The sequence below is a fragment of the Pseudomonas sp. RIT-562 genome (genome assembly GCF_026241895.1).
In the GTDB taxonomy this organism is placed as follows: Bacteria; Pseudomonadota; Gammaproteobacteria; order Pseudomonadales; family Pseudomonadaceae; genus Aquipseudomonas; species Aquipseudomonas mandelii_F.
In genome coordinates, this window is the sequence record NZ_JAPJIV010000018.1 from 126,017 (window position 1) to 144,715 (window position 18,699).

16 protein-coding genes are annotated in these 18,699 nt (G+C 61.8%); 8 read left to right on the forward strand and 8 right to left on the reverse strand.

Going from position 1 to position 18,699, the window contains the following annotated elements:
* Nucleotides 1-61: 61 nt before the first annotated feature.
* Together ORL50_RS20770 and ORL50_RS20775 are read right to left on the reverse strand one after the other, a co-directional pair.
* Complete coding sequence (locus ORL50_RS20770; RefSeq protein WP_266017636.1) at nt 62-1,369, reverse strand: MFS transporter; 1,308 nt, start codon at nt 1,367-1,369, stop codon at nt 62-64.
* Between the two features lie 55 nt (nt 1,370-1,424).
* Entirely contained in the window at nt 1,425-3,083 is a 1,659-nt protein-coding gene (locus ORL50_RS20775) for a GMC family oxidoreductase (protein WP_266017638.1), read from the reverse strand.
* Between the two features lie 268 nt (nt 3,084-3,351).
* Between ORL50_RS20775 and ORL50_RS20780 the strand changes: the two genes are divergently transcribed.
* The 7 genes from ORL50_RS20780 (at nt 3,352) to ORL50_RS20810 (ending at nt 11,616) form a co-directional block, all read left to right on the forward strand.
* The gene (locus ORL50_RS20780) at nt 3,352-4,734 is read left to right on the forward strand and encodes an aminotransferase family protein (protein ID WP_266017640.1); all 1,383 of its coding nucleotides are present in this window, start codon (nt 3,352-3,354) and stop codon (nt 4,732-4,734) included.
* A 97-nt stretch (nt 4,735-4,831) separates the two neighbouring features.
* Nucleotides 4,832-6,298, forward strand: coding sequence for a MocR-like pyridoxine biosynthesis transcription factor PdxR (gene pdxR / locus ORL50_RS20785; protein ID WP_266017641.1), 1,467 nt, complete (start codon nt 4,832-4,834; stop codon nt 6,296-6,298).
* A 192-nt stretch (nt 6,299-6,490) separates the two neighbouring features.
* Complete coding sequence (gene xsc / locus ORL50_RS20790; protein ID WP_266017643.1) at nt 6,491-8,251, forward strand: sulfoacetaldehyde acetyltransferase; 1,761 nt, start codon at nt 6,491-6,493, stop codon at nt 8,249-8,251.
* A 147-nt stretch (nt 8,252-8,398) separates the two neighbouring features.
* Entirely contained in the window at nt 8,399-9,352 is a 954-nt protein-coding gene (locus tag ORL50_RS20795; protein WP_266017644.1) for a bifunctional enoyl-CoA hydratase/phosphate acetyltransferase, read from the forward strand.
* 28 nt (nt 9,353-9,380) lie between these two features.
* Entirely contained in the window at nt 9,381-9,686 is a 306-nt protein-coding gene (locus ORL50_RS20800; RefSeq protein ID WP_266017646.1) for a DUF6506 family protein, read from the forward strand.
* Nucleotides 9,687-9,775: 89 nt separating this feature from the next.
* A complete protein-coding gene (locus ORL50_RS20805; protein WP_266017648.1) occupies nt 9,776-10,846 on the forward strand; it encodes a YeiH family protein in 1,071 nt (356 codons plus the stop codon).
* On the forward strand, nt 10,843-11,616 hold the full coding sequence (locus tag ORL50_RS20810) for a sulfite exporter TauE/SafE family protein (RefSeq protein WP_266017649.1): 774 nt from the start codon (nt 10,843-10,845) through the stop codon (nt 11,614-11,616). Before ORL50_RS20805 ends, ORL50_RS20810 begins: the two co-directional genes overlap by 4 nt.
* A gap of 443 nt (nt 11,617-12,059) precedes the next feature.
* On the opposite strand, the gene sorB is transcribed toward ORL50_RS20810, so the two are convergent.
* From sorB to ORL50_RS20835, 5 genes are all read right to left on the reverse strand, one after another.
* Nucleotides 12,060-12,683, reverse strand: coding sequence for a SorB family sulfite dehydrogenase c-type cytochrome subunit (gene sorB, locus ORL50_RS20815; RefSeq protein ID WP_266017650.1), 624 nt, complete (start codon nt 12,681-12,683; stop codon nt 12,060-12,062).
* A 9-nt stretch (nt 12,684-12,692) separates the two neighbouring features.
* Nucleotides 12,693-13,952, reverse strand: a complete 1,260-nt coding sequence (gene sorA / locus ORL50_RS20820; RefSeq protein WP_266017651.1) for a SorA family sulfite dehydrogenase catalytic subunit — start codon at nt 13,950-13,952, stop codon at nt 12,693-12,695.
* A 131-nt stretch (nt 13,953-14,083) separates the two neighbouring features.
* A complete protein-coding gene (locus ORL50_RS20825; protein WP_266017653.1) occupies nt 14,084-15,532 on the reverse strand; it encodes an MFS transporter in 1,449 nt (482 codons plus the stop codon).
* A gap of 54 nt (nt 15,533-15,586) precedes the next feature.
* Nucleotides 15,587-16,402 (reverse strand): shikimate dehydrogenase, encoded by an 816-nt coding sequence (gene aroE / locus ORL50_RS20830; RefSeq protein WP_266017654.1) that lies wholly within the window; start codon nt 16,400-16,402, stop codon nt 15,587-15,589.
* 22 nt (nt 16,403-16,424) lie between these two features.
* Nucleotides 16,425-17,189: an SDR family NAD(P)-dependent oxidoreductase gene (locus ORL50_RS20835; RefSeq protein ID WP_266017656.1), complete on the reverse strand. Its 765-nt coding sequence runs from the start codon at nt 17,187-17,189 to the stop codon at nt 16,425-16,427.
* Nucleotides 17,190-17,320: 131 nt separating this feature from the next.
* Here ORL50_RS20835 and ORL50_RS20840 point away from each other — a divergent pair, with 131 nt between their 5' ends.
* The gene (locus tag ORL50_RS20840) at nt 17,321-18,208 is read left to right on the forward strand and encodes a LysR family transcriptional regulator (RefSeq protein ID WP_266017657.1); all 888 of its coding nucleotides are present in this window, start codon (nt 17,321-17,323) and stop codon (nt 18,206-18,208) included.
* Nucleotides 18,209-18,212: 4 nt separating this feature from the next.
* On the opposite strand, the gene ORL50_RS20845 is transcribed toward ORL50_RS20840, so the two are convergent.
* Nucleotides 18,213-18,699: hypothetical protein (locus tag ORL50_RS20845; RefSeq protein ID WP_266017659.1), on the reverse strand; the 487-nt coding region annotated here is incomplete at its 5' end.

An 18,699-nucleotide genomic window follows, 5' to 3' on the forward strand; every position in this document is an offset into this window, starting at 1 on the left:
CTTCGGCAGAGATGTCAGTGGTATCGACCCTGCCCTAAGCGATGGCAAATGACAAGATTGCTCACGATTGAATGGCGATACCCGCCACGCGACGCTGGCCGTTGCGCTTGCCGATCCACCAGGCGCAATAGGCGCTGATGGCGCCGGCGAACAGCACGTAGAGACAGGTGGTCCATGGCTGGCCACCGCTGCTGCGCATCAGGGCGGTGGCGATCATGGGCGTCAGGCCGCTGGCAAAGATGCCGGAAAATTGATAGACGAAAGAGATGCCGGTGTAGCGCACTTTGGCGTCGAACAGCTCACAGAACATGGCTGCTTCAGGGCCGTAGACCGCCGCGTAAAAAATCCCGAATGGGATCACGATGGCCATCCAGATCATGAACATGTCGCCCTGGCTGGTCATCATCAGCCAGAACGCCGGAAAGGCCGAGAGCGCGGTGATCAGCGATCCCCAGAAGTACACGCGGGTGCGGCCGATACGATCGGACAAGGCGCCGAACATTGGGATGGTGAAGCACATCACCACCGCAGCCGCCATCACCCCGACCAGTGCCTCGGATCGCGGCAGGTTGAGGGTCTGGGTCAGGTAGCTCAACGAGAATACCCCGAACACGTTGAAGAACACCCCGTCGATGTAGCGTGCGCCCATGCCGGCCAGGACGTTCTTCGGGTAGCGCTTCATCATGTCCACGAATGGGATCGCGGCTTCGGCGTTGGCGGCCTTGACCTTGGCGAATTCGGGGCTTTCCATCACGTTCAGGCGAATCCAGGTGCCAACGAACACCAGGCCAGCGCTGAGCAGAAAAGCCATGCGCCAGCCCCATTCGAGGAACTGCGCGTCAGTCAGGACGTAGGACAGCAATCCGACCACTCCAGAGGCCAGGCACAAGCCGATGGCCAGGCCGATCTGCGGCAGGCTGGCGTAGAACCCGCGTTGGTGCTTGGGCGCGTACTCGAACGCCATCAGCACGGCGCCACCCCATTCGCCGCCGAGGCCGATGCCCTGGACCACGCGCAGCAGCAACAGCAGGATCGGCGCCCAGATGCCGATGCTGGCGTAACTGGGCACCAGGCCAATCAGGAAGGTGGCCACGCCCATGATCATCATCGTCATGATCAGCATGCTTTTTCGACCGATCCTGTCGCCGAAGTGACCGAAGATCACTCCGCCTATCGGTCGGCTGAGAAAGCCGACGGCGAAGGTGCCGTAGGCCAGCATGGTCGATACCAGCGGGTCATCGCTGGGAAAATACAGATGGTTGAAGACGATGCCGGCGACGACGCCATAGAGGAAGAAGTCATACCATTCGATGGTGGCGCCGATGACGCTGGCGATGACCACCTTGCGCACGGGGTTGGGCGTGGACATGTCGGTACTCCTGTTGTTGTCTTTATAGGGAGGGCGCGCGGACTTTCATGCTCCATCAGGAGGCCAATGTGCTGACCGCCGGGGCCGCCTCGCTACGTGGCGTGCGGGCGTCGGGCTGGAGGCAATCCTGGAGAATCATCGTCGAGGCTTTCTCGGCAATCATCACCACGGGGACGTTGGTGTTGCCCGAAACCAGGGTCGGCATGATCGAGCAGTCGACCACCCGCAAGCCCTGCACACCGTGGACACGCAGGCGCGAATCCACCACTGCAAGTGGATCGTTGCCCATCTTGCAGGTGCCCGATGGGTGAAAGATGGTTGCCCCGTATTGACGGCAAAACTCGAGAATCTGCTCGTCGCTCTGCTGCTCGATGCCCGGCCGATACTCGCGACGGATCAAACCATTGAGTGGTTCGGTCGCGGCCAGCTTGCGGGTGTAGCGCACCGCCGCAATCACCGTCTGGCGGTCCAGTTCGGTGGAGAGGTAGTTGGGCTGCATCGACGGCGGCTGCGTGGGGTCGGTCGAGGTGATGCGCACATGGCCGCGGCTTTCGGGGCGCAATTGGCACACCGACATGGTGAAGCCCGAGAAGGGATGCACGCTGCCGCCGGCAGAGTCGGCGCTGAGCGTACCGAAGTGATACTGGATGTCCGGTGTCGCACTTTGTTCCAGCACCCGGGTGAACAGCCCGCCCTGGTTAATGCCGATGGCCAGCGGCCCACCACGGGTCAGCAGCCATTGCAGGCCCATGCGCAATTTGCGCAGCGGCGAACGCAGCTCATCGTTGGTGGTGATCGGCTGGGTGCATTCGTAGATCAGGCGGATCTGCAAATGATCCTGCAGGTTTTCACCCACACCGGGCAGAACATGTACCGCAGGAATATTGAATTTTTTCAGCAGCGGCGCGGGGCCGACGCCGGAGAGTTGCAGGAGCTGTGGTGATTGCAGCGCACCGGCGCTGAGGATCACTTCGCGCCTGGCCTTGACGGTCAGCGACTGACCGTTCTGGCGGTACTGGATGCCGACTGCGCGGGTTCCTTCAAAGAGAATTTTTTCCGCTTGGGCGAGCGCCTCGATGGTCAGGTTTGCACGGCGCTTGGCCGGATTCAGATAGGCCACTGCGGTGCTGCAGCGCAAGCCCTTGCGCGTGGTCAGTTGGTAGTAGCCGACGCCTTCCTGGTCACCGGTGTTGAAGTCCTCGATGTGCGGCACACCCAGTGCCTCGGCCGCCCCGATAAAGCCTTCGGTGAGCGGATGGCGCGCCTTGATGCTGGACGCCGATAACGGTCCATCGGTGCCGCGAGTGGGACCGGGCCCCAGGTCGTTGCACTCGGCGCGGCGGAAGTACGGCAGCACATCGTCCCAACCCCAGCCGGCATTACCGGCGCTGGCCCAGGCATGGTAATCGGCGCGCTGGCCACGGATGAAGATCAGCCCGTTGATAGAGCTGCAGCCGCCGAACACCTTGCCGCGCGGCCAGTAGATGCGCCGGTCGTTCATGCCTGGATCTGGATCGGTGTAGAAGCCCCAGTTGTAGACCGGGTGAAACATGGTCTTGGCGTAGCCGATCGGGATGTGGATCCACGGATAGCGATCCGCAGGCCCCGCTTCCAGCAAGCAAACGCTGTAGCGTCCGTTTTCGCTGAGTCGGTTGGCCAGCACACAGCCGGCTGAACCGGCGCCGACGATGACGAAGTCATAGACACGTGACATGCGTAATCCTCTTTTTATTGTTTTAAGCCCGTATCGATTGAGCAGTGCAGATGACACTGGGGGAGGGGGGGTGCATCTGAAAGAGCCAGTCGCGGCTGCGCAGTGAGGCCAGTGCCGCTGGCATCACGTTTGGGCCACAACTGGTCCTAACTGCGCGAGCGGCTTGTTCTTAACTTCGTCTTCAGGGGTGGATCGGGCAGTGCTGCATGGCGATGCCGAGTACTGCCCCGCTGACCAACAATAAAAATGCACCAGTCGAGAGGTAAGCATGAAAACAACAGCTCACGAGTACGATGCAGTCGAGGCATTGGCCAGTGACCGCGCTCACGTCTGGCATCACCTGTCCCAGCACAAACCGCTGGAGCACAACGATCCGTTGATGATCGTCGAAGGCAAGGGCATGCGGGTCCGGGACATCAAGGGCAACGAATACCTGGATGCGGTCTCGGGCGGTGTGTGGACCGTCAACGTGGGTTATGGCCGCGAAAGCATTGCCGATGCGGTGCGTGATCAGTTGGTGAAGATGAATTTTTTTGCCAACTCGGCGGGCAACATTCCCGGCGCCTTGTTCGCCAAAAAACTTATCGAGAAAATGCCTGGCCTGAGCCGGGTGTATTACTCCAACTCCGGTTCCGAAGCCAACGAGAAGGCCTACAAGATCGTGCGGCAGATTGCGCACAAGAAATACGGCGGCAAGAAGCACAAGATTCTATTCCGCGAGCGTGACTACCATGGCACCACGATCACGGCGCTGAGCTCTACCGGCCAGTTCGAGCGCAAGAATCAGTACGGTCCGTTCACTCCGGGTTTTGTCGAATTCCCCCACTGCTGCGAATACCGCTCGCAGTTCGGTGATACCGCCAACTATGGGGTGCGCGCCGCCATGCAGATGGAGCGGGTAATCCTCGCGGAAGGGCCGGACACCGTGGGTGCCGTGGTACTCGAACCCATCACCGCTGGCGGCGGCGTCATCACGCCCCCCGAGGGTTACTGGGAGACCATCCAGGCGATCTGCAAAAAGTACGACATTCTCCTGCACATCGACGAAGTGGTCTGCGGCCTGGGCCGTACCGGCAAGTGGTTTGGCTATCAGCATTACGGCATCCAGCCGGACATCGTCACCATGGCCAAGGGCGTGGCGAGCGGCTACGCGGCGATCTCCTGCACAGTGACCACCGAGGCAGTGTTCGAGGCGTTCAAGGGCGAGGCTGATGACCGCATGGGCTACTTCCGCGACATCAGCACCTTCGGCGGCTGCACCGCAGGCCCGGCGGCGGCGCTGGAGAATATGCGGATCATCGAGGAAGAGGGCTTGCTGGAGAATGTCACCCACATGGGTGAGTACTTCATGGGGCGCCTGCGTGAGCTGCAGGACAAGTACCCGATCATTGGTGATGTGCGCGGCAAGGGCCTGTTCTGTGGCCTGGAGCTGGTCAAGGACCGCAAGACCAAGGAGCCGGTGGAGGAGAGCGTGCCGATTGCCATCGCCGCCGACTGCATGCGCCAAGGGGTGATGATCGGGCGTACCAACCGCAGCTTCGAGCAGCTCAACAACACGCTATGCTTCGCCCCGGCGTTGATCGCCACACAGAAGGATCTGGATGTGATCATCACCGCGCTGGACAACGCTTTTGCTCGGCTTGCACCATAACGCTTGCCACCGCTGGAATGCGAAACGGGTAGGAGCTGCCGCAGGCTGCTCCTACGCAGCCAAGCCAGCGCTTGTCGTCCGTTCAGTCGAGGCCGCCATGTTCCAGTTGTTTCATTTGTCCGCCGAAAAATCCACCAACCTGCAGCAGCAACTGCGCGAGCAGATTGCCCAGGTGATTCTCAACGGCAATATTCCGCTCGATACCGCGTTACCCTCCAGTCGCAAGCTGGCCAAACAGCTGAACATCGCGCGCAATACGGTGGTGCTCGCCTACGAACACCTGCTCGATGATGGCTACTTATTGGCCCGAGAACGCAGTGGTTACTACGTCAATCCGGATATCCTCGCGCGCAAGGTCGAGGCGCCGCGTGGGGGCCAGGAAGAGGTCGCTAGTACCGGGCTGGACTGGTCCCGACGGCTCGTCATGCAACCCTCGCAGCAACGCAATATGAGCAAGCCGCGGGATTGGCAGAATTACAAGTATCCGTTTATCTACGGGCAGTTCGACCCCGCCCTGTTCCCGACGGCCAACTGGCGTGAATGTTGCCGCGACGCGGTCAGCATCCCGGCGATCCGTGACTGGGCTTCGGACCGCTTCGATAACGACGACCCCCTGCTGATGGAACAGATCAGGACGCGCCTGTTGCCACGCCGTGGCGTCTGGGCTTCCCCCGAGCAAATCCTGGTCACGGTGGGCGCGCAACACGCTCTGTACATCCTGGCGCGCCTGTTGTTGCGCCCTGAGAGCCTGATGGGCATCGAAGAGCCGGGGTACATGGACATCCGCAATATCGCCATGCTCAATCCCTCGCGAATCCAGCCGCTGGCGGTCGACAACCAGGGCCTGATCATGAGCGAGAAGCTCAATGGCTGCGACCTGATCTACACCACCCCCAGCCATCAGTGTCCGAGCACCGTGACCATGCCCCTGGAGCGCCGCTACGAATTATTGGAGCGGGCCAATCAGCACGATTTCCTGATCATCGAGGACGACTACGAGAGCGAGACCAACTTCAAGGGCAGCCCGATCCCGGCACTCAAGAGCCTGGACAAGCATGATCGGGTGCTCTACGTCGGCAGCCTGTCCAAGACCCTGGCACCCGGCCTGCGGGTGGGTTACCTGGTAGGTCCCGAAGCCCTGATCCGCGAGGCGCGGGCTTTGCGGCGGCTGATGGTGCGCCATCCGGCGGCGAACAATCAGCGCTCGGTGGCGCTGTTCCTCGAACGTGGTTACCACGATGCATTGATCATGAGCCTGATGCGGGCTTACGAGGAGCGCCATCAGCAGATGGGCGAGGCCCTTCGCGAGTACCTGCCGGAATCCTCCAAGGAGCCGAGCTTCGGTGGCTCCTGCTACTGGGTAAAGGGACCTGACAGCCTGGATGCGCGACGCCTGCAGAAGGAGGCCGCCGAGCACGGCATCCTGATCGAGCCCGGCGATATCCACTTCTTTGGTGAGCACCCGCCGCTCAACTATTTCCGTCTGGGCTACTCGTCGATCCCGGCGGAGCGCATCCGTCCGGGCATCAAGCTGCTCGCCGAGCTCATCCAGCAACTCAGCTGACCCATCCTCTGTGGGAGTGTTGGAATATCTGGACCCAGCTGGCGCAACAGTTGGTCCTCAACTGGTTCTATCTGGCACTTCCCCCGCCTCCTACTCTAGCCCCAAGGCAGCCGGTTCTCGCTTCCAGCGAACGTGAGACGGCTCGCTCGCCCCGCCCCAAAACTCCAACACAACAACAATGGAGAGATCTATATGCCACGCATGACCCCCAGCGAAGCAATGGTTGAAACACTGGTTGCCAACGGCGTCTCCGATGTCTTTGGCATCATGGGTTCGGCCTTCATGGATGCGATGGATATCTTCGCTCCGGCCGGTATTCGTTTTATCCCTGTGGTGCACGAGCAGGGCGCCGGTCACATGGCCGACGGTTTCTCGCGGGTCAGTGGCCGTCACGGCGTGTGCATCGCGCAGAACGGTCCCGGTATCACCAACTTCGTAACTGCCGTCGCCGCTGCCTACTGGGCCCACAGCCCGGTGGTGGTGATCACGCCTGAAACCGGATCGATGAGCCAGGGCCTCGGTGGCTTCCAGGAAGCCCAGCAACTGCCGTTCTTCGAAACCATCACCAAGTACCAGGCGCATGTGCCCAATCCTGCACGCATGGCTGAACTGACCGGCCGATGCTTTGATCGGGCCATGCAGGAAAACGGTCCGACCCAGCTGAACATTCCGCGGGACTTCTTCTACGGCGATATCAACGTCGAGATCCCCACGCCGATCCGTATCGAGCGCAGCGCCGGCGGCGAGCAGAGCCTGGCCGAGGCGGCCGCTTTACTGGCGGGGGCAAAATTTCCGGTGATTATCTCCGGGGGTGGCGTGGTCATGGGCGACGCAGTCGAAGCCTGCCAGGCGCTCGCCGAATACCTCGGTGCTCCGGTGGTCAACAGCTACCTGCACAACGACTCTTTCCCGGCCAGTCACCAGCTGTGGTGTGGCCCGCTTGGCTATCAGGGTTCCAAGGCGGCGATGAAGCTGCTGGCGCGCGCCGACGTGGTCCTGGCGCTGGGGACCCGCCTTGGCCCATTCGGTACGCTGCCGCAGCACGGCCTGGATTACTGGCCGAAGCAGGCAAAAGTGATCCAGATCGACTGCGATTCGAAAATGCTCGGCCTGGTGAAAAAAATCACCGTGGGTATCTGCGGCGACGCCAAGGCGGCAGCGGTCAACCTGCTCGGTCGCCTGGAGAGCCTCGACGTGCAGTGCCTGGAAAACAAGGGCGCGCGTGCCGAAGAAATCGCCAAGGAAAAATTCGAGTGGGAAAACGAGCTCAGTGCCTGGATCCACGAAAAGGACGAGTACTCCCTGGATATGATCAAGGAGCAGAGTGGCGAGGAGGGCAATTACCTGCACCCGCGTCAGGTCCTGCGTGAACTGGAAAAAGCCATGCCGGCCGATGCCATGGTCTCCACGGACATTGGCAATATCAACTCGGTTTCCAACAGCTACCTGCGCTTCGAGAAGCCGCGTTCGTTCTTCGCTGCCATGAGCTTCGGCAACTGCGGCTACGCGCTGCCGACCATCATCGGCGCCAAGGTCGCCGCACCGCATCGCACCGCCATCTCCTACGCCGGTGACGGTGCCTGGGGCATGTCGATGATGGAAATCATGACCTGCGTGCGCGAGAACATCCCGGTCACTTCGATCGTATTCCACAACCGCCAGTGGGGCGCGGAGAAGAAGAACCAGGTGGACTTCTACAACCGTCGTTTCGTGGCAGGCGAGCTGGAAAACCAGAGCTTCGCCGGCATCGCCCGCTCGATGGGCGCCGAAGGCGTCGTTGTCGACCGTTTGGAAGACGTCGGACCGGCGCTCATCGCTGCATGCGAGGCACAAAAGGCCGGCAAGACCACGGTGATCGAGATCATGTGCACCCGCGAGCTGGGCGATCCGTTCCGCCGTGATGCGCTGTCCAAACCCGTGCGTTTCCTCGAGAAGTACAAAGACTACGTCTGAGTGGCCAAGGTGTCCGGTTTGCGCCGGACACCTGCAGCCAGCGGCCTGTGTGGTGGTCTTTAGCTGCTGCACTGGTCTCCAGGAATACTTCAACGGCGCCTTCTGGCGTTGTTGCAGCTTCCCCCCAGAACACACGGGAATCCAAGCATGTTGAGCACTATTGCACCTGAATGCCCGGCCTTTCTGCTGGATCGGGCCAAGGCGCTGCCGCGCGTGGTCACAGCGGTGGTCAACCCGGTCAATCTGCTGAGCCTGGGCAGCGCCAAGCGGGCGTGCGCTGAAGGGCTGATAGAACCGGTGCTGGTCGGCGACCAGGCGCAGATCCGCGCCCTGGCCGAAGAACTCGACTGGGACCTGCATGACCTGCGCCTGATGCATGTCAGCGACGATGCACAGTGCGCCGAAGTCGCCTGCATCCTGGCCGGTGCCGGCAACGCGCAGGCTGTCATGAAGGGCCATCTGCACTCGGACACGCTGTTGCGTGCGGTACTCAAGCGTGAAGTCGGGCTGCGTGGCGCGAGCCGCCTCAGTCATGTGTTCCATATGACTCTGCCGGGCAGCGACAAGGCATTGTCGATCACCGATGCGGTGATCAACGTGCAGCCGACGATCGTCGACAAGATCCATATCGCCCGCAACGCCATCGAGCTCATGCACGCCTTGGGCTATGACAAGCCGCGCATGGCGGTGTTGTCCGGCACCGAGGAAGTGACTCGCAGCATGCCGTCCAGCCAGGATGCGGCCGAGCTGGCCAAACTGGCGGCGATCGGCGCCCTGGGTGATGCCTGCGTCGAGGGCCCGCTGGCCTTCGACAATGCGGTCTCGCTGGAGGCGGCGCGGATCAAAGGCATTGGCGGCGAAGTGGCGGGCAATGCCGACATCCTGCTGGTACCGAACCTCGAAGCCGGCAATTTCCTGTTCAAGCAGATGGTGCATTTCATGAGTGCCACGGCTGCCGGCCTGGTGCTGGGCGCGCGGGTGCCGATCATCCTCACATCGCGTGCCGACCCGCTGGAAGCGCGCCTGGCGTCCTGCGCCCTGGCTTCCATTTTCATCGATTACCGCCGCCAGTTGAGCAGCCGCTTGCTGGCTGTTGGCTAGGCACTCTCACGACCCAAGGAGCACGACGATGGCTGTGCAACGTTACGGTTTTATTTTCAAAGCGCCCGGCATGCAGTTCCTCACCCACAACGGTTGTCTTGAGTCCGAGTCCTTCGCCGCGACCTTGTGCGGCGTGGCGAACGTCGAGGAAGCATTGCTGGTGGCGCAGGAATTGTTGACCCGGCATGTGCAGCTGATCGAGCTGTGCGGCGCCTTCACCGAGGCTGAAGTGGAGCAGATCCGCGACGCCGTGGACGATCGGATTCCAGTCGCCGCCGTGCACTACAGTGCCCCGATGCAACAGCGCCTGCAGCAGTTGTCGCCTGGCCCCTAACACCGCCTTGACGTGGTCCTAATGGGGGACGGGCGTTTTCTCTAGCATCGAACCCCAGTGATTCATAACCACAGGGTGTAGGTGAACACATGACAATAAAACAGCACCACACAATCCCCCCCGTGCACCACCAGGTGCCGGACTCGGCTCAGCCATCGACGTCCTGGTTGGGCCGCCGCCAGCAGAAATGCAGCCTGCTGCTGCCGGGGATCATCGCCGCACTGGTGGTCGCCGCCAGTGCCTCTTTCCTGTCCGAGCATTACGGCGCACCGGTGATGTTAATGGCCCTGTTGCTGGGCATGGCGCTGGGTTTTCTCTCCGAAGAAGGGCGCGCCGTGGCAGGTATTCGCTTCACGTCCAGCACCATCCTGCGCGGTGGCGTGGCGCTGCTGGGCATGCGCATCACCGTCGAGCAGATTCTCTCGCTCGGCGGGACGCTGATGGCCGTCGTGATCGGTGCAGTGTTCCTGACCATCAGTTTCGGCATCATCCTTTCGCGGCTACTCGGTCAGTCTCGGGATTTCGGCATTCTCAGCGGCGGCAGCGTGGGCATTTGCGGCGCCTCGGCGGCGCTGGCGATCTCTGCGGTGTTGCCGCCAGACAAGGACAGCGAGCGCAACATCATCTTCACGGTGATCAGCGTGACTGCCCTGAGCACCATCGCGATGATTGCCTATCCGCCTTTCGCCCAGTGGATCGGCCTGGATGCCCATCAGGCCGGGATATTCCTCGGCGCAACCATCCACGACGTGGCCCAGGTGGTGGGTGCCGGCTACAGCATGTCGGAAGAAACCGGCGACACCGCGACCGTGGTCAAACTGTTGCGCGTAGCCATGCTGGTGCCGATCGTCTTCAGCCTGTCGTTGCTGCTGCGCAAACGCGGTGATGGTGGCCCGCGCGCGGCACTGCCGTTGCCGCTGTTCATCATCTTCTTTGTGCTGTTTGTCGCTCTCAACAGCAGTGGCATCGCTTCGACCCAGGTGCAGGAGTTTGCTGGCGATGTGTCGCGCTGGTGCCTGGTGACCGCGATTGCCGCACTCGGGATGAAAACTTCACTGAAGGCGCTGCTGGAAGTGGGCTGGCGCCCGGCGACCCTGCTGGTCAGTGAAACCGTGTTCCTGGCGGCGATCATCCTGTTTGCGGTGAAGTGGCTGGGATGAGCCTGCAAGTCCATCTGGTTTTTCTGTTGTGCGTGGCTCTGGCAACTGTTGCCCAGAGCCTCACCGGCTTTGCCTTCGGCCTGATCCTGATGGGCCTGGTCGCGGCCCTGCATATGGTGCCTTTATCCGAAGTCGCCGTGGTGATCAGCATCCTCACCCTGGGTAACGCGATGGGCACCCTGGGCGGGCCGAAACCGCAGTTGGACCGCGCCGTGCTGATGCCAGTGCTGATCAGCAGTCTACTTGGCGTCAGCCTCGGCGTGTGGGGGCTCGAAGCGTTGAGTGGTAGCCAGCTGACCTGGTTGCGCCTGCTGCTCGGTGTATTGATCGTCGCCGCCAGCCTCATGCTCGTGGTGCAGAACAAACCCAAATCCCGACTGTCCCGGCAGCCTTCGTTCTGGCTGGCCGGTGGTCTGTGCGGCCTGCTCAATGGCTTGTTCTCCAGTGGCGGGCCGCCGATTGTTTATCACCTTTATCGCCAGCCCTTGGGTTACGAAATTATCCGCAACACCCTGATCACGGTATTTTCCGCGAACGCAGCGGCGCGCCTGGGCCTAGTCGTAGCGCAAGGCCAGATGCAATTGACGACGTTGTGGTTGAGTGCCGAAGCATTGCCGTTGGTGCTGCTGGTGAGTTGGCTGATCCGCCGTTATCCGCCCAGGTTATCGCCGCGTACGGTGCGCTGGCTGGTCTTCGTCCTGATGGCGCTGGCGGGCGTCAGCTTGATCGGCGATTCATTGCCGGGGCTTTTGGCAGCAACCCCGGCATGAATTCAAGCGAGAACCCACCCTCGTAGGAGCCTGGCTTGCCAGCGATGACGTCCGCAAAATCGCCATCGCTGGCAAGCCAGGCTCCTACGGATTTGCGTCGAACCCAATCCCGAGTACACCCCGATCACCTGTAGGAGTCTGGCTTGCCAGCGATGACGCCCGCGAGATCGCCATCGCCGGCAAGCCAGGCTCCTACGGATGTGTGCCGAACCCAATTCCCGCGTACACCCCAATCCCTGTAGGAGCCTGGCTTGCCAGCGATGACGCCCGCAAAATCGCCATCGCCGGCAAGCCAGGCTCCTACGGATATGTGGCGCACCCAAATCCCGCATACACCCCAATCCCTGTAGGAGCCTGGCTTGCCGGCGATGGCGATCTCGCTGACGCTATCGCTGGCAAGCTAGACTCCTACAGGTGAGCAGCGCTACGGCATGCATGCAGTTTTACTGGTGCAGGATAAAAGTGGTCAGGGCTTGCAGCTCTTGCGCGCTCAACTGTGCGAAGGGCGGCATTGGTATATCCCCCCATTTTCCGCTGCTGCCGTGCTGAATGCTCGATGCAATCCCGGCCAGGGCCTGCGGATCACTGGCGTATCTGGCCGCGACATCGTGGTAAGCCGGCCCGACAATCTTGTGATCAATTGCATGACAGGACAGGCAGCCGTGGTTCTTAAGCAAAGCCATGGCGTCGCCTTTATCTGCAGGCGCCGGCGAAAGATTCGAAGCCGCCTGCACCTCGGCATCGCTTGCCCGGGCACTGCCACAGGTCACGGCCAGATAGGCGCCGATGATCTTTACATCCTCATCGCTTATCGGTGCGCCGTACACCTGTTGCATCTTGCTGGCCTCGGCCGTCCACTGCGCGAGGGTCATGCCAGGCGGCTGGAAGTTGATGTAGTCGGCAGAATGACAGGTGGAGCACTTCTGCTGGGCCAATGGATATCCAGGTAGTGCGCTGGACTTGAACACCGCCGTTTCAGGCGGCAAGGTAATCGCAAGTGGTGCTGCACAGGCCATGGTCGCCCAACACACTTGAGCAGCGCACAGCAGGGTGGTCAAAGGTTTCATGTGGGCTCCTCAGGCGACAGTCACGTGGCTGGTTTCAACGACGTGACGGCGGTAGCCTCCGGGGTTCCAGTCGGCTTGCAGCGGTTGCGATTCACCTGCACGGTTACTGGCACGCACCATCAATTGGGTGGCGCCCTTGCGGGTGAAAGTGAACGCCAGCGTCCACTCACGGAAAGAGAACCGCCCCAGGTCCTCGCCCAGCCGGGCTTCGCGCCAGCTCTGGCCACCGTCGAGCGACAGTTCCACCTTGTTGATCCCGGCGCCGCCGTCGAACGCTATGCCCTTGAGCACCACGCTTTCCTCCAGCGGCAAGACATCACCCTGCTTGAGGCTGGTGATGAAACTGCGCACGGGCAGTCTGGAAATCGGTTGAGTCTTCGCCGCCGGAGTGCCGGGGGCGATGCAAAAACAATCGTTATCCGGCACCCGGTAACCCTTGGCCATGAAAAAGCCGTCGTACACCTGGTCCACCACGTCGATCTCACTCAGGTGCTTGACCCAATACGTGCCGAAATAGCCTGGCACCACCAAACGCAGCGGGTACCCGTTGAGGAATGGCAGGTCAGTGCCATTCATCGACCAGGCGATCATCGGCTCGCCATCCAGGGCATGGCTGATATCCAGGGCCTTGATGAACTCTGGTGTACTCGCCAGCACTGGTCTGTCGAGCCCACGAAAGGTCACTTGCCTGGCGCCGGCCTTGACGCCTGCCTTCTCCAGCACCGCCTTGAGCGGAACTCCCACCCAGCGGGCATTGCCCATCGACCCATTGCCCAGTTGGGCCCCGAACACCCGCGGCACGAAATAACCTCGGCTGTTTCCCGAGCACTGATTGACTGCAACCACCTCGACCGGATCGGCGAGGGATTTGAGTTGCGCAAGGGACAGTGACAGCGGAGTCTCGACCGCGCCCTTGATGGTCAGTCGATAGCTTTGCGGATCGATGCTGAGCGGAAAATTGGCCAGGTGGTACCGCACAAAAAAGGCGTCATTGGGCGTGATCGGCCCTTGGTTGAACACCGAAAAAGGCGTCTCCAGATGCGGCGGGCGAGTGGTGACTAATGTTAATGGGCGCTTTTGCGGGTATTGCACCAGCGGCCGTGGGCCAGCTGCCAAGGTCACTTCATCGGCATGGGTGTCGGTCGCCAGGGGTTCGGTGGCAGCCCTGGCCAGGCTTGCCAGCGGCGAGGCCGCCACCGCCAAGGTCAAGGCATCGCGCAGGATACGTCGGCGGCTTGGATTGCCGTTGTGCACAAAACTGAACTTCATTCTGCACTCTCTATGATTGTATTAATGAGATGCAATTGACCGCTTTCGGTCAGGGCAGCGAGCCCTCAGGGGTTACCTTCGGGCGCTGGTGAGCGAATGCATAGGTCCAGTTCAGGTTTGCGTGTTGGGCCTCAACCTTGACCGCCCTGCGAGACTTGCAGTCCGCGCCGCACGTCAGCCCTGGGCTGGATGCTTTTCGCCGTTGTGGCATGGGCCATTTCCCACGCATCACAAGGCTCGTCCAGATCACGGTTGAGCGTCTCTGGAGTCTTGAACGTGGTGTACAGGGTGATCGACGTCAGCAGCGCCAGGTAACAGGCGATCGGCAACCAGGCTCCGACTCCGGCGCTGGCGTCGCCGTCATGACTGGCGACGACCAGGGCAATGATTCCAGCCCCGATCATTGGCGCGATGCCTCCGGCGATCACCGCCGACACTTCCCGGGCGATCGACACGCCCATGTAACGGTGGCGCGAGCCGAACAGCTCAGGCAACAACGCCGCCTGGGTGCCGAACATGCCCCAGGTGCCAATGCCCAGCGCGATGGAGATGGCAATGATGCTCGCCACCACATTGCCCAGGCTCAGCACCCACCACACCGGGAACGCCAGTGCCAGTTGCAGCAACGCGAAGGCACGGTAAACCACGACTCGTCCAAAGCGATCACTGAGCTTGCCGGCGATCGGCACGGTGAGCGCGCCGAGGCTGGCGGCGCAGATCAGGGTCAGCACTCCCACCGGCCCTTGCAGGCCGACCACACCCACGATGTAGCTTACGGCCAAGGCTTGGTAGATCGACGAGCCACCGTTTTCACCCAGGCGCAGGCCGATGCCGATCAGCAGGGTGGGGCGTGAGTGTTTCATCGCACTCTTGAGCGGATTTTCACACACGCGCTTGAGCGCCTTGAGGCGGATAAAGGTCGGCGATTCCTTGAGGGACAGGCGCATGTACAGGCCCAGCGCAACGATCACCACGCTGCTGAAAAACGGCACGCGCCACAGGCCGCTTTCGATCACATTGTCATTGCCGCTGACCACCAGGAAATACACCAGCGCCGCGAGGATGGTGCCCAGCTGGATGCCAAGAAACGGCAGGGCCGCATAGAACCCGCGCCGGCCCTCGGGTGCGTATTCGGTCATCATCACTGCCGCGCCTGCCTGTTCGGCACCCGCGCCCAGTCCCTGGAGCAAGCGCAGGACCACCAGCAGAACGGGGGCGAGGTAACCGACCTGATGGAAGGTGGGCAGTGCACCGATCAGCGTGCTGGAAATACCCATCAGCAGCACCGTCGACGCCAGCACGAACTTGCGTCCGACCCGGTCACCGATCATGCCGAACAGGACACCGCCCAGCGGCCGGATCGCGAAGCCCAGGAAGTAGGTGCCGAAGCTGGCGATCAGGCTCATGGCGCGGGTCTGCTCCGGGAAGAACAGCGGCCCGAAAATCAGCGCTGCAGCCAGGGTGTAGAGCGCGAAGTCGTAGTATTCCAGGGCACTGCCCAGGGAGCAGGCCCAGGCTGCGCGGTGCAGGTCTTTGTTGCGTTGTGGCGCGTCAGTGATGTCGGACGGAGCGTGAGTCATGTTGAAACCTCCAGGTGCCTTTACGGCATCTTGTTATTCACAGGTGTTGGGGGCTTACAATTTCAACCGCTGGATTTCCTGGAGCATGGCTTGCTCCATGATGTCGATAGGTGCTGGTTTTCCGGTGTACAACTCGATCTGCCGACACGCCTGGTGCACGAGCATGCGAGTGCCGGCGACGGTGCGGCATCCCAGCGCCTGGGCCTGCAGCAGCAGGGCGGTGTGCACCGGCATGAACGCCACGTCCATGACGATCAGGTGGCTGGCGAGGCGGCCGTCCAGCGGATTGCTCTGCGGCTGCTTGAAGCCCACCGAGGTCGCATTGATGACGATGTCGAACGATTCGGCGGCAAAAGCCTCAATGCTGCCACCCCAGCGCGCACCCAGATCCTCCGCCAGGGCAGCGCCGCGCTCGACGCTGCGGTTGAACACAGTCACCTCCGCCTCCGCTTGCAGGCAACCGAAGACCACCGCTCGAGCAGCGCCGCCGGCACCGATCACCGCGACTCGTTTGTTGTGCAGCGCGCACACTTCCTCCAGGGCACGCACTGCGCCCAGGTAGTCGGTGTTGTAGCCGGTCAGCACGCCGTCGAGGTTATTGATGGTGTTGACCGCACCAATCACCTTGGCCGCTTCGTCGATGGCATCCAGGTGCGCGATCACTGCCGTTTTATAGGGCATGGAGACGTTCATGCCGCGCACGCCCAGGGCACGAATGGCCGCCACGGCCGCGACCGGATCGTCCACGCCAAAACACACAAACGTGTAGTCCAGGCCGAGGGCCGCGTAGGCGGCGTTGTGGATCTTTGCCGATAGAGAAAACGGCGATCCCATGATCGATCCGCAGAGGGTGGGGAGCGATTGAGGCATGTCGGAGTCCTTGGCGTGAGAGTTAGACGACGCTGGTCAAGCCACCATCGACAAAAAGGGTCTGGCCGTTTACGAAGTCCGCGGCGGGCGAGGCGAGGAACACCGCCGCGCCGCACAGTTCCTCGACCTTGCCCCAGCGCCCGGCGGGGGTGCGTTGCACCAGCCATTCGCAGAAGGCCGGGTCGTCGACCAGCGCCTGGTTCAATTCGGTCTGGAAATAGCCGGGCGCCAGGGCGTTGATCTGCAAGCCATGGCCGGCCCAGTCGGCGCACATGCCGCGGGTCAGCATGCGCACGGCACCCTTGCTGGCGGCATACGGCGTGATGGAAGGGCGGGCAAGCTCGCTCTGCACCGAACCGATGTTGATGATCTTGCCGCGCCGGCGCCCGATCATGTGGCGGGCCACCGCCTTGGACACATTGAACACGCCATCGAGGTTGGTGCTCATCAGCCGGCGCCAGTCTTCGGCACTGACTTCCTGCAATGCCTGACGATGCTGCAAGCCAGCGTTGTTGATCAGGATGTCGATCGGCCCCAGACGCTGCTCCAGCGCATCAATCGCCGTGGCGACGCCCTGGTGGTCGGTGACGTCGAACACCGAATAATCAACGTCCAGCCCCTCATCGCGCAGCAGCGCACAAGCGCCTTGGGCACGCTCGGCATCGCGGCCATTGATCACCACCTGGGCGCCGGCCTGTGCCAGCCCGCGAACCAGGGCCAGGCCAATTCCGCGCACCGAGCCGGTGATCAGTGCCCGACGCCCGTGCAGACCAAAGCTGTCGATCATGTGAGTCTCCCTGTGTTGAATGCTGAGTTGAGCCACTTTCAACCGCTATCGCGCCGGCGTGCCAATCGTTTATGGTGATGCCGTGATCACCCCTCGTGATCACCAGACGGCGGTGTGGACAGGGAGGAGTCATGGAACTCAAGCATCTGAAGGCGTTTGCCACCTTGGCCGAGGAGCTGCATTTCGGTCGCGCAGCGGCGCGCCTGCACATCGTCCAGCCGGCCTTGAGTGCGCAGATACGAGCGCTGGAAGACGACGTCGGCGCGCAATTGTTCGAACGCGACCGGCATCGAGTCGAGTTGACCGAGGAGGGCACGTTGTTCCTGCCCGAAGCACTGGCCACCCTGCGCCAGGCCGCCCGCGCCCGCGAGGTATTGCAGCAGGCCGCCGCCGGCGAGGTCGGCGTCTTGCGCCTGGCCTTCGTGTCTTCAACCTTGTCGCACCTGTTGCCAGCGCTGGTACGCACGCTGGAGCAGCGCTACCCGCGCATCGAACTGGAACTCAAGGACATGCCTTCCCAGCCCCAAGCCCGGGCCTTGCTGGACAACGCCCTGGATTTTGGCCTGGTGCGCCTGCCCCTGAACGTGCCTGGCGTGCACACCCGCATGCTCTTCGAAGAAGCTTTGGTCGTGGCGCTGCCGCAGGATCATCCGCTGTGCGCCAAGCGTCGTATCCAGCCCCAGGATCTGGCGGAGTGTCCGGTATTGGTCCTGGCGCGCAAATTCGCCCCGGGCCTGTACGACCAGATGCTGGCTGGTTTCCACCGACGCAAGATCACCCTGACAATTGCCCGCGAGATGGGCGAGTTCACCACGCAACTCGCGTTGGTGGCGGCGGGCCTGGGCATCGGCATATTGCCGAGCGGTGCTGCCTCGGCGCTGCCGGTGGGCGTGGTGACTCGACCATTGGCATTAGCCATGAGCGGCGCCGGGATTGGCGTGGCGTGGACCGGGCTGGAGAATCCACGCAAGCGGGCGTTGATGCAGGTGCTTGAGGAAATTTATCCGGGGGTGGGATGAGGGGTTAATAACCGCGGAACTTCGAGACTTCCAATGTGATGAGATAGCGCTCTTCTGTGGGTCGCTTGTTGTCTGTGAATCGATTGACCACCAGCATGATCTGGTACTTGTCGCCTGCTCGCCAGTACGTTTTTCCACTTCTGTTCTCATCCCTTAACTTCTCTCTCCAATCGGGGGTATCAGCGAACGGCGGGAAGTCATCGCTCCAGAGGACTGTCCAGCCGCTTTGGCGCCACTGTTCCTGTAAATCCAGGACGATTTTTAGCGTGTCGTCGAGCAGGAGTGGTTCGATTTGAGGGGACATGCGGACGCTGCTGATAATCTCGTTGTCGTAAATGATCGCGAAGAAGCGAGCCGCTGGAGTTGTGAATCCGTATTGAGGGTCGACGAAGCGCAGGCGGGCGTCGGACTTTGGAATATGGAACGAGTAGCTCCCAGGAAGAGGTGAGGCGATAGACGCGCTGGAGCGCTTGCGCATATCCTCCCAAGGT